This window comes from Protofrankia sp. CiP1_Cm_nod3, from assembly GCF_982290655.1.
Map to the genome: position 1 here is coordinate 1 of NZ_CEVIVD010000134.1, position 12,292 is coordinate 12,292.

At 71.2% G+C, this 12,292-nt stretch carries 14 protein-coding genes; 8 read left to right on the forward strand and 6 right to left on the reverse strand.

Annotation, left to right across the window (positions count from 1 at the left end; translation table 11 throughout):
- Positions 1–103: 103 nt before the first annotated feature.
- The 4 genes from AC5LUJ_RS19590 to AC5LUJ_RS19605 all read left to right on the forward strand — a co-directional run bounded on the left by AC5LUJ_RS19590 (position 104) and on the right by AC5LUJ_RS19605 (position 4,385).
- A complete protein-coding gene (locus AC5LUJ_RS19590) occupies positions 104–1,342 on the forward strand; it encodes a DUF349 domain-containing protein (protein ID WP_250281959.1) in 1,239 nt (412 codons plus the stop codon).
- Positions 1,343–1,852: 510 nt separating this feature from the next.
- Positions 1,853–2,656: a helix-turn-helix domain-containing protein gene (locus AC5LUJ_RS19595; RefSeq protein ID WP_493465471.1), complete on the forward strand. Its 804-nt coding sequence runs from the start codon at positions 1,853–1,855 to the stop codon at positions 2,654–2,656.
- 52 nt (positions 2,657–2,708) lie between these two features.
- Positions 2,709–3,230 (forward strand): hypothetical protein, encoded by a 522-nt coding sequence (locus AC5LUJ_RS19600; RefSeq protein ID WP_250281957.1) that lies wholly within the window; start codon positions 2,709–2,711, stop codon positions 3,228–3,230.
- Between the two features lie 201 nt (positions 3,231–3,431).
- Positions 3,432–4,385: an aldo/keto reductase gene (locus AC5LUJ_RS19605; RefSeq protein ID WP_250281956.1), complete on the forward strand. Its 954-nt coding sequence runs from the start codon at positions 3,432–3,434 to the stop codon at positions 4,383–4,385.
- 35 nt (positions 4,386–4,420) lie between these two features.
- On the opposite strand, the gene AC5LUJ_RS19610 is transcribed toward AC5LUJ_RS19605, so the two are convergent.
- Complete coding sequence (locus AC5LUJ_RS19610) at positions 4,421–5,464, reverse strand: class I SAM-dependent methyltransferase (RefSeq protein ID WP_493465472.1); 1,044 nt, start codon at positions 5,462–5,464, stop codon at positions 4,421–4,423.
- 373 nt (positions 5,465–5,837) lie between these two features.
- On the opposite strand from AC5LUJ_RS19610, the gene mshA reads away from it, so the two are divergent.
- Both mshA and AC5LUJ_RS19620 read left to right on the forward strand, forming a co-directional pair.
- Positions 5,838–7,133: a D-inositol-3-phosphate glycosyltransferase gene (gene mshA / locus AC5LUJ_RS19615; RefSeq protein WP_250292606.1), complete on the forward strand. Its 1,296-nt coding sequence runs from the start codon at positions 5,838–5,840 to the stop codon at positions 7,131–7,133.
- A gap of 94 nt (positions 7,134–7,227) precedes the next feature.
- Positions 7,228–7,719: a type III secretion system chaperone family protein gene (locus AC5LUJ_RS19620; RefSeq protein ID WP_250286451.1), complete on the forward strand. Its 492-nt coding sequence runs from the start codon at positions 7,228–7,230 to the stop codon at positions 7,717–7,719.
- Positions 7,720–7,849: 130 nt separating this feature from the next.
- On the opposite strand, the gene AC5LUJ_RS19625 is transcribed toward AC5LUJ_RS19620, so the two are convergent.
- The gene (locus AC5LUJ_RS19625; protein WP_493465473.1) at positions 7,850–8,392 is read right to left on the reverse strand and encodes a heme-binding beta-barrel domain-containing protein; all 543 of its coding nucleotides are present in this window, start codon (positions 8,390–8,392) and stop codon (positions 7,850–7,852) included.
- Positions 8,393–8,796: 404 nt separating this feature from the next.
- On the opposite strand from AC5LUJ_RS19625, the gene AC5LUJ_RS19630 reads away from it, so the two are divergent.
- Both AC5LUJ_RS19630 and AC5LUJ_RS19635 read left to right on the forward strand, forming a co-directional pair.
- Positions 8,797–9,159 carry a DsrE family protein gene (locus AC5LUJ_RS19630; protein WP_250286450.1) on the forward strand — a complete coding sequence of 121 codons (363 nt, stop codon included), beginning with the start codon at positions 8,797–8,799 and terminating at the stop codon, positions 9,157–9,159.
- Positions 9,160–9,338: 179 nt separating this feature from the next.
- Positions 9,339–9,563: a hypothetical protein gene (locus tag AC5LUJ_RS19635; RefSeq protein ID WP_250286453.1), complete on the forward strand. Its 225-nt coding sequence runs from the start codon at positions 9,339–9,341 to the stop codon at positions 9,561–9,563.
- A gap of 161 nt (positions 9,564–9,724) precedes the next feature.
- On the opposite strand, the gene AC5LUJ_RS19640 is transcribed toward AC5LUJ_RS19635, so the two are convergent.
- The 4 genes from AC5LUJ_RS19640 to AC5LUJ_RS19655 all read right to left on the reverse strand — a co-directional run bounded on the left by AC5LUJ_RS19640 (position 9,725) and on the right by AC5LUJ_RS19655 (position 12,221).
- Entirely contained in the window at positions 9,725–10,024 is a 300-nt protein-coding gene (locus AC5LUJ_RS19640; protein ID WP_445548558.1) for a DUF1416 domain-containing protein, read from the reverse strand.
- 4 nt (positions 10,025–10,028) lie between these two features.
- A complete protein-coding gene (locus AC5LUJ_RS19645; protein WP_250286447.1) occupies positions 10,029–10,862 on the reverse strand; it encodes a sulfurtransferase in 834 nt (277 codons plus the stop codon).
- Positions 10,859–11,272, reverse strand: a complete 414-nt coding sequence (locus AC5LUJ_RS19650; RefSeq protein WP_250286445.1) for a DUF4395 domain-containing protein — start codon at positions 11,270–11,272, stop codon at positions 10,859–10,861. The genes AC5LUJ_RS19645 and AC5LUJ_RS19650 overlap by 4 nt, the downstream gene beginning before the upstream one ends.
- A gap of 169 nt (positions 11,273–11,441) precedes the next feature.
- Positions 11,442–12,221 (reverse strand): thioredoxin family protein, encoded by a 780-nt coding sequence (locus AC5LUJ_RS19655; protein WP_250286443.1) that lies wholly within the window; start codon positions 12,219–12,221, stop codon positions 11,442–11,444.
- Positions 12,222–12,292 lie beyond the last annotated feature (71 nt).

The following is a 12,292-nucleotide window of genomic DNA, read 5'->3' on the forward strand; positions in this document are numbered from 1 at the left end:
CGACGCGGCTCCCCCCACCGGGACGACGCCCGACGGCCGACGGCGTCTCCCCGGCCTGCCAACGGCCAGCAGGATGTGCCCCATCCGCGCGATGCCTGTAAGAATGGCAGCTGACCTGACGCCGATCTTCGGGACCACGATGAGCGAGCGCAACAGCTCCGAATGGGGGCGTGTCGGCGACGACGGCACCGTGTACGTACGCACAACCACGGGTGAGCGCCCAGTCGGCTCCTGGCGGGCGGGCTCCCCGGCGGAGGGCCTTGCGCACTTCGCCCGGCGCTATGACGATCTGGCCGCCGAGGCCGCGCTGCTGGAGCAGCGGCTGGCCGTCCCCAGCGCCGACCCGACGGGGCTCGTCGCGAGCGCGCGGCGGCTGCTGGCCTCCCTCGACACCGCGGCGGTGGTCGGTGACCTGGACGCGCTCACCGCACGCCTGGGGTCGGTGCTGGAAGCGGCCGGCGAGCGTGGCGCGCGGCGCGAGGCCGAACGCGCCCAGCGGGCCGCCGCCGCGGTGGAGGCGAAGGAAGCGCTCGTCGCCGAGAGCGAACGCCTCGCGCGCAGCTCCGACTGGAAGACCGCCGGGGAACGGTTCCGTTCGATCGCCGTCGAGTTCCGGGCGGTCACGGGGGTGGACCGCCGTACCGACGCCGACCTGTGGAAGCGGGCCACCGCCGCGCGCGAGGAGTTCAACCAGCGCCGGACCGCTCACTTCGCCGCGCTCGACCAGCAGCGGGCCCAGTCCAGACAGCGCAAGGAAGCAATCGTGGCCGAGGCCGAGGCACTCGTCGACTCCACCGAATGGTCGGCCACCGGCGCCCACTACCGGGCGCTGATGAACCAGTGGAAGTCGGCCGGGCGGGCACCCAGGGACATCGAGGACGAGCTGTGGGCGCGTTTCCGTGCCGCGCAGGACGCCTTCTTCGCCCGGCGCAACGCCGCCAACGCCGAGCGGGACGCGCATCTGCGGGTGAACCAGGCCGCCAAGGAGCAGCTGCTCGCCGAGGCCGCCGCGCTCGACCTCGCCCGGCCCGACCAGGCGCTGCGCAGGCTGCGGCAGATCGAGGAACAGTGGGACATCATCGGGAAGGTGCCCCGGGACGCCGTCGGCGACCTCGAGCGACGGCTGTCCGCCGCCGGTGACCGCGTCCGGTCCGTGTCCGATGCCCAGTGGCGCCGGCGGGAGGCTGCCGAGTCCCCGTTCGTGACGACGCTGCGGGAGTCGGTCGCCAAACTGGAGGCGCGGCTGGAGCGTGCCCGGGCCCACGGGCGCGCGGACGAGGTGGCCGAGACCGAGTCGGCGCTAGCAACACAACGCGAGTGGCTAGCACACGCGACTCGCTGACCAGCGGGAAGGACTGGGCCGGCGAGACCGGCCGGTAGCCGGCTGACCGCCATCGCCCGGCGGCTGATCGACGGCTGACCGATCGACAGCTCGCCGATGCGCAACCAAAAGTAAAATGTTTGTTACTTATTGCGATCTCAGTGTGGCCACATGCGATCGTTCGCAACCCCTGAGACAAGTGTGAATACTCACAGTACTCATTGTGCTTAGCGCATCCGCAACATCGTTAATACCGTGAATAAACATCAAATCCCCGCGTGGGCCCACCTGTGCGCGCCGGAGGCACGGAAACCCTCGGGCCGGCCCGGGCGGAGGCGTCCCGGGCATTCCAGAATGCTTGCCAACTGCTTGCCACAGCTAGCAGTTGGCCGTACGATGCCAACCATCGGTTCAGCGACACGGCGAGTCCCGTGACCGTACGCATGGTTCGCCCGGTGAAGTCCGCCCGGCGGGCATGGTCCACCCGGCGCGCCGGCGCATACCTCAGACGAAAGGAGGCCGACACTGAACGTGCCGCCCCTGAACGTACGCGATCTCGGAGACTTCATCCGGGACCAGCGCAAGGCTGCACATATCTCGGTACGTCAGCTCGCCCGGCAGGCCGGCGTCAGCAATCCCTATCTGAGCCAGATCGAACGCGGCCTGCGCAAGCCGTCCGCCGAGATTCTGCAACAGATCGCCAAGGCGCTCCGGATCTCCGCGGAAGTGCTGTACGTGCAGGCCGGCATTCTCGACGAACGGGCGTCGGACAGCGATGTGACCGCGGCGGTCCTCGCCGACTCGACGCTCACCGAACGGCAGAAGCAGGTCATTGCCGAGATCTACGACGCGTTCCGGAAGGAGAACGCCGTATACGGGCTGACCGGCCGCCCGGCTCTGCCGGACAGCCTGCGGCGGGGCATATCCACCGCCACGCCCGCGGCGGCCCTTACCGGCTCCGCGTCCACCGCATCCACCGCTGCGTCCACCGGGCCCACCACGTCCACCGGGCCCGCCGGCTCCGCGCCGGTCGCCGAGACCTCGGTCGCCGAGGGCACGGCCGCCGAGACGAAGCCGGCCGGCACCACCCGCCGGGCCACCGGGGCCACCCGGGCGGCGGCCACCCCCGCCCCGCGCGCGCCCGGCACCTCCGACACCGCCCCGAAGCGGACAACGGCGGCCCGACGGCCACGCACGGCAGCGGCCACCGGCGATACCGGCAAGACCAGCGGGGATGCCGCTGCGAAGACCGGCCGCTCCACCCGGACCACCGCTGCCAGCAACGGGGCCACCGCCCACAACCCGCCGGATGACACCTCGTCATCAACGAAGTAACAACAGAACAGTATCCAGCGACCACGTCACAGTCACGACACTGGAGGTAGCAATGGCCACCATCCGAACCAGCGCCGACAAGTCGGGCGACACCGTCGAGGCCTCGGCCGACGTCAAGATCCCGCTGTCGGAGGTCCGCAAGCCCCTGTACGCCTATGTGGGTGCCGCGGACGCCGCGGTGGAGAAGATCCGGAGCATCCCCACCGTCTACGTCGGCGAGATCAAGAAGCTTTCCAGCCGGGTCAACGACCTCTCCACCCAGGCCCAGCGGCTCCCCGGCAACGTGCAGACCGCTGTCACCTCCCTGCCCTCGTCGGTGAGTGCCCAGCTTTCCGACCTTCAGGGACGTGCGAGCACGCTCTACAGCAACTTCGCCGACCGCGGCGAGAAGCGCGTTACCCGCATCCGCCAGAGCCCGACGACCGAGGATGCCGTGACCCGGACCCGTAACGTGGTCAACCGGGCCAAGGCCGTGCGCTCCTCGGCCGACCAGGCGCCGAAGGCGACGAAGACGACGAAGTCCTCGGACAGCGCCAAGGAGAACAGCGGCTCCGAGAGCGCGAAGTCCAAGTAGCCCGACCGGCCGAATGGCCGGACAGGCGAACGGTCGAATGGCCGGTCGTGCCCCGGCCATTCGACCGCCTCACGACGGCAACTGCGCCACCACTCGAAAAAAACAACCAGACGCCACCGGCCCGGTCCTGTGATCATGACGGGCGGCGAATCCCGGTACCTGACGCCCGGGGTTCATGGTATGTCGTGTTGTACTGACGATATGAGATATCGCCCACTGGGATCTTCCGGCCTACTGGTATCCGTCGTCGGCCTCGGCTGCAACAACTTCGGCTCACGGGTCGACCTCGAGGGCACCCGGGCCGTCGTCACGGCCGCGCTCGACAACGGCATCACCCTGTTCGACACGGCGGACACATATGGCAACAAGGGTGGTTCGGAGACCCTGCTCGGCCATATCCTGCGGACCCGGCGCGACGAAGTGGTCCTCGCCACCAAGTTCGGTAACGACATGGGTGGGGTGTACGGGCCCGACTTCAACGCCCGCGCCTCGCGCCGGTACATCCGCAAGGCCGTGGAAGGCTCGCTGCGCCGGCTGCAGACCGACTATATAGATCTTTTCCAGCTGCACAGCCCGGACGCGTTCACCCCGGTCGAGGAGACGCTGGCCGCTCTCGACGAGATAGTGCGCGAGGGCAAGGTCCGCTACGTGGGTTCGTCGAACCTCGCGGCCTGGCAGGTCGCCGACGCCGAGTGGACCGCGCGCGCCTCCGGCACGACCCGCTTCATCTCGGCCCAGAACCACTACAACCTGCTGGAGCGGAGCATCGAGGCCGAACTTGTCCCGGCCGCGCAGAAGTACGGCATCGGCATTCTGCCGTACTTCCCGCTCGCGAGCGGCATCCTCACCGGCAAGTACTTCCGGGACGAGCAGCCCCCGCCCGGCACCCGGCTGGCCGGCCGCCAGGACGAGCTCACCGACGAGGTCTTCGACCAGGTCGAGGCCCTGGAGACCTTCGCCCGGGAACGCGGCCGCTCGCTGCTGGACGTGGCGATCGGCGGCCTGGCCGCGCAGCCCGCGGTAGCCTCCGTGATCGCCGGGGCGACGACGGCGGAGCAGGTCCGGGCGAACGTCGCGGCCGGCGAGTGGCAGCCTCGCGCCGACGACCTCACTGTCCTCGACAAGATCGCTCCGTCCCGGCGGCCGGGCGCCTGAGCGGCGGGCCGCTCCACCGTTCACCCGTCCACCGCTCACCCACCGGGTCCGTCGCTGCCGCCAGGGGCGGTGCCCGCGGTGCCGGCGGTGGCAGCGTCCGCGTCCGTCCGTACCGGCGGCCAGGCAAAGGTGACCTCGCCCAGCCGCCATCGCGGACGGCTGCCCCGTACGGGCCAGCCGTCCGCCCGCAGGGACTCGACCGCGGCTGTCCAGCGCTGCCGCGGCCCGAACACGGCCCGCGGCGCGCTGCGCCGCCAGGCGTCGTCGAACGCGGCCAGCAGCGCGTGCACGTCCTCGCCGGGGACGTTGTGGGCGATCAACGACTTGGGCAGCCGTTCGGCCAGCTCGGACGGACGCGCGAGGCTCGGCAGGTGCGCGGCCAGGGTGAGCGTGCTGCCCTGGCGCCACGGCCACGGCCACGGCCACGGCGTCCCGGCGGGCGGCCCGGGGCCCGTGAGCGGGCCGGCTGCCGTGGGCCGTCCGCGCCTGGCGGGCGGCCCGGATGCTGCGGCGGGCGCTGTGGCGGGCGCCGACGGCATCGGCGTCCCTGCCGGGCGCTCGGCAGCGAACCAGCAGGCACGCCGGCCGATCTCGTCGCAGGTGCCCTCGACCAGCAGGCCGCCGGGTGCGATGCGCTCGAGCATCGCCGCCCAGGCCGGGGCGACCGCCGCCTCCTCGTACTGGCGCAGCACGTTCATCGCGCGGACCAGCACCGGGCGCAGCCCGGCGAACTCGAAGCCGCCACGGGCGAAAACCAGCCCCGGTGGGCGCGCGGCCGGGGCCGCCGCGGCGACCCGCTCCCGGTCGATCTCCAGCCCGACGACCCGGACGTCGGGCCGCAGGGGCCGCAGCCGCTGGTAGAGCTCCACCGTGGTGACCGGCGACGAGCCGTACCCGAGATCGACGACAAGCGGGCCGGCGGTGGCACGTAACCGGGCCGCCTGTGTCCCGACGATCCAGCGGTCGACCCGGCGCAGGCGGTTGGGAGCGGTCGTCCCACGGGTGGCGAGCCCCAGCGCTCTGGCGCGGCCCGCGGCCAGCCGCGGCTCGCGGCGGCCGGTGGGGGAGGTACCTGACACGCGTCCACGATCGCAGAACCGGCTCGGCCGCCCCTGTCGCGGGCATCCGGAGCCGGATGCGGAAAAAACCGGTGAATCTCACCTGTCACCCAATCGCCGGTTCGCCGCGCCGCTGGCAGGATGAGTCCGGGTGTCCGTCAGAAGAGAGCCCATGACGGACCGCGACGGCGGATGCCGGCAGGACAGGGCCGGCGAACCTGATGGCGGTATCCGGTTACGGGCCGCAACCTCGGTTGCCTGTCGTTGTTGAGAGGCAGCCGTGGATGCGGCCGTCCGGCGCCGGACGGCCACGCCCGGGGCGGCTGATGCCGGGCATGCGGCCCCTGGATCGGTTGTTCGCAGGACCGGGCTGTCCGATGGTCGGTGAGTCCGGATGGTGTGGAGGTGGTTGGTGCGTCGGGTCCGGTCGGGCTTCCCTCGTCGGGTCGCCATGCTGTCGATGCACACGTCACCGCTGGAGCAGCCGGGTACCGGCGACGCCGGCGGCATGAACGTGTACGTGGTGGAGCTGTCCCGGCAGCTGGCCCTGCTCGGCACCGAAGTGGAGATCTTCACCCGCGCCACCAGCAGCAGGATGCCGCCGAAGGTCACCCTCACGCCGGGGGTCACGGTACGTCATGTCGCCGCCGGGCCGTTCGAGGACGTCGGCAGGGAGGACATGCCCGCCTGGCTGTGCGCCTTCACCGCGGCCGTGCTGCGGGTCGAGGCCGCGCACGAGCCCGGCTGGTTCGACGTCATCCACTCGCACTACTGGCTTTCCGGCCAGGCCGGGCTCGCGGTCGCGAGCAGGTGGGCCGTCCCGCTGGTACACACCGCCCACACGCTGGCGAAGGTGAAGAACGGCGCGCTCGCCGACGGCGACCGCCCTGACCCACCGCACCGCATCGCCGGCGAGCAGGACGTCGTCGACCGCTCGAACCTGCTGATCGCGTCCACCGAGGACGAGCGGCGCCACCTGGTCGATCTCTACGGCGCCGCCCCCGAGCTGGTCGACGTGGTGGCGCCCGGCGTCGACCTGGAGGTGTTCCGCCCCGGGGACATGGCGGCGGCACGCGGCCGTGTCGGTGTCCCGCCAGACGCGCTGCTGCTGCTGTTCGTGGGGCGTATCCAGCCGCTGAAGGCGCCCGACATGCTGCTGCGCGCCACCGCGCACCTGCTGGCGCGTGAACCGGCGCTGCGTGACCGCCTGGTCGTCGCGGTGGTCGGCGGTCCCAGCGGATCCGGCCTGGACCGTCCGGACTCGCTCGTGAAACTCGCGGCCGAGCTCGGCATCTCCGACATCGTCCGGTTGCAGCCCCCGGTGCCGCAGCCGGAGCTCGCCGACTGGTACCGGGCCGCGAGCGTGGCCGTGGTGCCCAGCCACAGCGAGAGTTTCGGCCTGGTCGCGCTGGAGGCCCAGGCCTGTGGGACGCCGGTCGTCGCGGCCGCGGTCGGCGGGCTGCGGACGGCGGTCCAGCACGACGTCTCCGGCATCCTGGTGGCGGAACGCGACCCGGCCGCCTATGCCGACGCCCTGGCCCAGGTGGTCGGCCAGCCACGCCGGCGCCGGCGCCTGGCCGCCGGGGCGGTCGGGCGGGCAGGGGAGTTCGGCTGGTCCGTGACGGCACGCGGCGTTCTCACCGGTTACCGTAACGCTGCGACACCGGTTACCGTCCCGGCAACGGCCTGACGCCGCGCGGCCGGCTGCGGCCGGCTGCGGCCTGGAAAGTCTCCGGTGGCCACGGCAGCGATCCAGATGAGGATCATGGTGGAGGTGGGAACCGGTGTCAGTACCTGTCGACAGTGCCGAACGGGCACGCCTCGGCCGCCTGATCGACGACGCCCTGGCGGAGCTGGGCCTGCCCTACGAACGGGTGACCGAGGACTCGTTCCTCGTCACCCTGGAGGGCGAGCACCGGCTGCGGACGATGACCTGGCTGGTGGTGGGGGACCACACGCTGCTCATCGAGGCGTTCTTCATGCGCCGGCCCGCCGAGAACGAGGCGGGCACGTACGCGTTCCTGCTCGGGCGCAACGCGAGGACCTACGGCGTGCACTTCTCGGTGGATCTCGCCGGCGACGTCTACCTGACCGGCCAGCTTCCGCTCACGGCGGTCACCGCCGACGAGATCGACCGGCTGCTCGGGTGCACCCGCACCTATTCGGACGAGAACTTCGATCCGGCGGTCGCTCTCGGGTTCGCCGGCGCCATCGCGCGGGAGAAGGCCTGGCGCGCCCGGGTCGCCGCCGAGGAGGCCTCCCGGATGCGCGCCTGACCTGGCCGGCATCCGACGGCCCGGCCCGAACGCGCGGCCGGCTCGGCCACCTGGCCCGGCCGGGCCGGCCAGCCCGAGTTCGCACCGCTCGGACGCGCCGAACGGGCCGAACGGGCCGTGCAGGCGGCAGTCAGCCAGCGGCCGGTGCCCGCTGGAGCCGGGCGGACAGGTGCGACTGCAACGGTTTGCCCTCGGCCGCCATGTCGATGGCGTAGGCAAGATCACCTTCGACGAAGCCGTACAGCCGCTGGGAGCGGTCCACCCGGCGCGCGGTGGCCGTCCTGATCACAACGTTGGAACGCAGCTCCACCCGCGTCCCGGCGACGTCCCCGACGTAGATCTCGCTGATCCCGAAGGGATGGGCGAGCATGACCTCCACGGTGGGCGGCCCGTCGCCCTCCGCGGGCTGCACCCGCCAGAAACCGGTCTCGGTCGCCAGCGGGCTGCCCTCGCTGCGCCCGTCCCGGGGCTCACCGACCCACCAGGTGTGGGACGTGTAGGACAGGGCGGGACGCCCGGTGCTGAAAAAGACGATCTCCTGGCCGTAGCGGAAGGCGTCCATCCCCTCGTAGCCGCCGACGCCCTCGCCCCGCCAGGTGCCCAGCAGGAAGGCGATCGGCAGCAGGCTCGGGTGCAGGTCGATCACCGGCCCGGGCCGCACGGTCACGTCCACCCGCCGACGGCGTGCCCGGGTACGGACATGGGTACGGGCACGACCGGGACGCTCAACGCTGACCCGAGTACAGCTTGTACACCGCGTACACGGAGAACCACCCGATGAGCACCGCTACAAAGATCAACAAAGCGGTGAAAAATATTTCCAGCACGGGACCAGTTTAGCCGTGAGCGCACCCTTCCCGCCCCGCTGGCGGTGGCTGTGTGACATCGGCCAAGCCGCCTGGCCCCGCGGAGCGGGGCCTTCCGGTACCGGCGGGCGGGCCCCGCGGCGGTGCGCGCCGGGCCTGTCCGGGCGGCCGCGTCCCACCACGGCAGCCGCCCGGCACGGCACGGGCCGGGCCGGGCCACCGGTACGGGCCGGGCCAACCGGTACGGACCATCCGGTACAGACTGACAGCCATGACAGCCTCACTGGTCATCAAGGCCACCGCGGGCGCGGACGCGCCGGAACGGTGCTCACAGGCGTTCACGGTCGCCGCGGTCGGGCTCGCCAGCGGCGCGGACGTCTCCCTGTGGCTCACCGGCGAGTCGGCCTGGTTCGCCCTGCCCGGGCGTGCCGCCGAGTTCGCGCTGCCCGAGTCGGCCCCACTGACCGGGCTGCTGGACGCCGTCCTGGCCGGCGGACGCGTGACCCTGTGCACGCAGTGCGCGGCGCGGCGGTCCATCGGCCCCGACGACGTGCTCCCCGGGATACGCATCGCCGGCGCGGCGGTCTTCGTCTCCGAGGTGCTCGCCGACGGGGCGCGGGCTCTCGTCTACTGACGGCCGTCCGGTACGTCCCGCGCTCCGCGGGCGTCCGCGGGACTGTGAGTAGCCGGTCGGCAGGACCGTGCGTGGCGCCGTACGCAAGCTCCGCAACCGCTCTCGCGGCAGCGGACCACGCACGGCACACGACACGGCTCCTTCACGGCGCCGGGAGGATGCGGTTTGGTGGTTGTGTGATGCACGAATCCGAGGTCCTGTACGCAGTTGTCCAGTTCGACGGTACCGCGCAGCGGACGGTCCGGCGTGTCGTCGCACCATTTCCGGACCGGAGCTCCGCCGCGCTGTTCGCGGTCGACAACGACCTGCGCAACTACACCGTCGGCCCGATGTCGTTCGCCGTACCCACCCGGGCCGTACCCGTGTGCCACGGCGTTCCCACGCCCCGGGCCGGCGGTTCCTGAGCGTCGCGAATCCACCCCCGTACCGGAACACCGTCCGCAGCACACGGAGATGGGCCTTTTCAGGAGGTCCGGAATTTCTCCGGATCCCGAAAAGGCCCATCCGGGACGGGTCGGGAAACCAGCGAGGCCCCAGGCCCCGCCCTGTGGAATTCCCCGGTTCCCTAGGCCGCGACCTCGATCTCGGCGTCGACGGGCTCACCCTGGCGGGCGACGACCTTCCGCTCGCCGGACGCGCCCGGGACGAGCGCCCGGACGGTCCACGAGCCGGGCCGGGCGAAGAAACGGAACTGCCCGGTCGCCGACAGCGGAACCTCCGCGGTGAAGTCGCCGCTCTCGTCGAGCAGCCGGGCATAACCCGAAGCGACCGGTGAACCATCCTTCAGTACGACGCCCTGGATGACAGTTTCCTTTGCCACGTCAATTCCTTCCAGCGAGGGTCCGCCACGGGGCGCGCCACACATGGTCTCAGGCGTCCTTCTCGATCGGGACGCCGACCAGTGAACCGTACTCGGTCCAGGACCCGTCGTAGTTCTTGACGTTCGGCAGGTCCAGCAGCTCGTGGAGAGCGAACCAGGTGTGGGCCGAGCGCTCGCCGATGCGGCAGTAGGCGATGGTGTCCTTGCCCAGGTCCACCCCGGCCTGCGCGTACAGGGCGGTCAGTTCCTCGTTCGACTTGAAGGTGCCGTCCTCGTTCGCGGTCTTCGCCCAGGGGATGTTCCTCGCGGTGGGGATGTGCCCGGCGCGCTGCGACTGCTCCTGGGGAAGGTGGGCCGGGGCGAGCAGCCGGCCGGCGAACTCGTCGGGCGACCGGACATCGACCAGGTTCCTCGTGCCGATCGCGGCGACGACCTCGTCCCGGAAGGCCCGGATGTCGGTGCGGGCGTCCTTGGCGACGTACTGGGCCGCCGGCCGGTCCGGGAGCTCCTCGGTCAGCTCGCGGCTGTCGAGCTCCCACTTCTTCCGGCCGCCGTCGAGCAGCCGGACCTCGCCGTGCCCGTACAGCTTGAAATACCAGTAGGCGTAGGCGGCGAACCAGTTGTTGTTGCCACCGTAGAGAACGACGGTGTCGTCGTTCGCGATGCCCTTGCCGGACAGCAGCTTCTCGAACTGCTCCTTGTTGACGAAGTCGCGGATGACCGGGTCCTGCAGCTCCGACTTCCAGTCGAGCCGGACCGCGCCGCGGATGTGCCCCTTGTCATATGCGGAGACATCCTCGTCGACCTCGACCAGGACAACCTTGGGATCACTCAGATGTGCGTCGACCCAGGCGGCATCGACAAGCGCGTTGGCGCGACTCATGCTTGCGCTCCTTTCACAGAACGTATGGCGAGATATATCTGGCAACCGAGGCAGAAGCCGATCGAGGCATTCAGGAACGCCGCGACGAACGCGAACGCCGTGGCCACGTACCCCAACGCGGCGACGTCGGCAAGAAAACCGGCCGTGCCCAGCACGCCGAACACCGCCCCGACCGCCTGCGCGAAACGCGGTGGCCGCTCGTCCTCCAGCTCGGCGGGTGGCCCCAGCCGAGGCTGGACCAGCGTGCGGTACAGCACCCCGTACGGAGCACGACGGACACCGATCAGCGCACCTGTCAGAAATACCACGGTCTGCGCGAGGAGCAACCAGCCATTCGCGGTCAGCAACACGACCGCGAGGACAGCGCTGGTGACCGCCGCACTGAACCTGGGACCTCTTGGGTCGACCACGAGCTCATCTCCTGACAGGCGAGTCCGCCGACGGCGGACGGCATCAACGCACAGATCAGGAAAATGGACACAGCGAGCTACGTACACGGCACAGATCGACCGTGCGGCGCCGGACGAGCTCAGTGGAGAACATAACCCCCTGACCGTAGCAGTGAACATGAGGGATGTGTTATCGATCCGACGGCCAATCAGGCCGGTCGGACACATCGATCATGGTATTGTCCGCTGCCGCGGCCGGATCCCGCCCGCGCGGCTCACCGACCGCCAGTTCCAGCGCCGCCAGAACGGCCGCCCGCCCCGGTGGGGCGCCGCTGGCCCGGCAGACCTCGCGAGCCCGCGCGTCAAGGACGAGGACGGTCGGCGTACGCCGAATCCGCAGCCGCCGGACCAGCTCGAGGTGGGATTCCGCGTCGACCTCCACATGCCGCACGCCCGGTACGCCGCTCGCGACGTCCGCGAGGATCCGCCTGGTCGCCCGGCAGGGCGCGCAGAAAGCGGTGGAGAACTGCACCAACGTGGCCCGCGCCCCGGGGGCCACCCCGAGCGCGACGAGTTCGGCGTCCACCGCGGCCAGCGAACCCGCCTCGTCCGGGCGGATCCCGTCCGGGCCTGCATCCTCCGGGCCTGCATCCTCCGGACGGGCCGGGCCGTGTGGGGCGGCCGGAGCTTCGTCGCCGTCCGTCACCTTGTTCTCCCCGTCGTTGTTCTCCCCGTCGCTCACGTCGCCGCCGCCGCTCACGTCGCCGCCGACCGGCTGGGCCGCGGCGGTCGCGATGGCATCCGCCACGGCCCCGTCAGGTACGACCGGCGCCGCCGGTGCCGACGGGCCCGGACGGACCACCCGGAACCGCCCGTCCCGCAGCCGGACAAGCACAGCCAGCCCGACAGCGCATCCAACAGCGGCCACCAGCACCCACAAACCGGTCACGCCAGGGAGCAGCGCATCCACCCATCCACCTCATTCCCCCACCGCGCACCGGCGATGGTGCCGGCGACGTGGGAGCGGGCGTAGGGGTGAAC

Bases quoted from the DNA above. Each gene is read 5' to 3' on its own strand.
- AC5LUJ_RS19590 (WP_250281959.1), top strand. From the start codon at position 104: ATGGCAGCTGACCTGACGCCGATCTTCGGGACCACGATGAGCGAGCGC.
- AC5LUJ_RS19600 (WP_250281957.1), top strand. From the start codon at position 2,709: ATGGCCACCATCCGAACCAGCGCCGACAAGTCGGGCGACACCGTCGAG.
- AC5LUJ_RS19605 (WP_250281956.1), top strand. From the start codon at position 3,432: ATGAGATATCGCCCACTGGGATCTTCCGGCCTACTGGTATCCGTCGTC.
- mshA (WP_250292606.1), top strand. From the start codon at position 5,838: ATGGTGTGGAGGTGGTTGGTGCGTCGGGTCCGGTCGGGCTTCCCTCGT.
- AC5LUJ_RS19630 (WP_250286450.1), top strand. From the start codon at position 8,797: ATGACAGCCTCACTGGTCATCAAGGCCACCGCGGGCGCGGACGCGCCG.
- AC5LUJ_RS19635 (WP_250286453.1), top strand. From the start codon at position 9,339: ATGCACGAATCCGAGGTCCTGTACGCAGTTGTCCAGTTCGACGGTACC.
- AC5LUJ_RS19640 (WP_445548558.1), bottom strand. From the start codon at position 10,024: ATGTGTGGCGCGCCCCGTGGCGGACCCTCGCTGGAAGGAATTGACGTG.
- AC5LUJ_RS19645 (WP_250286447.1), bottom strand. From the start codon at position 10,862: ATGAGTCGCGCCAACGCGCTTGTCGATGCCGCCTGGGTCGACGCACAT.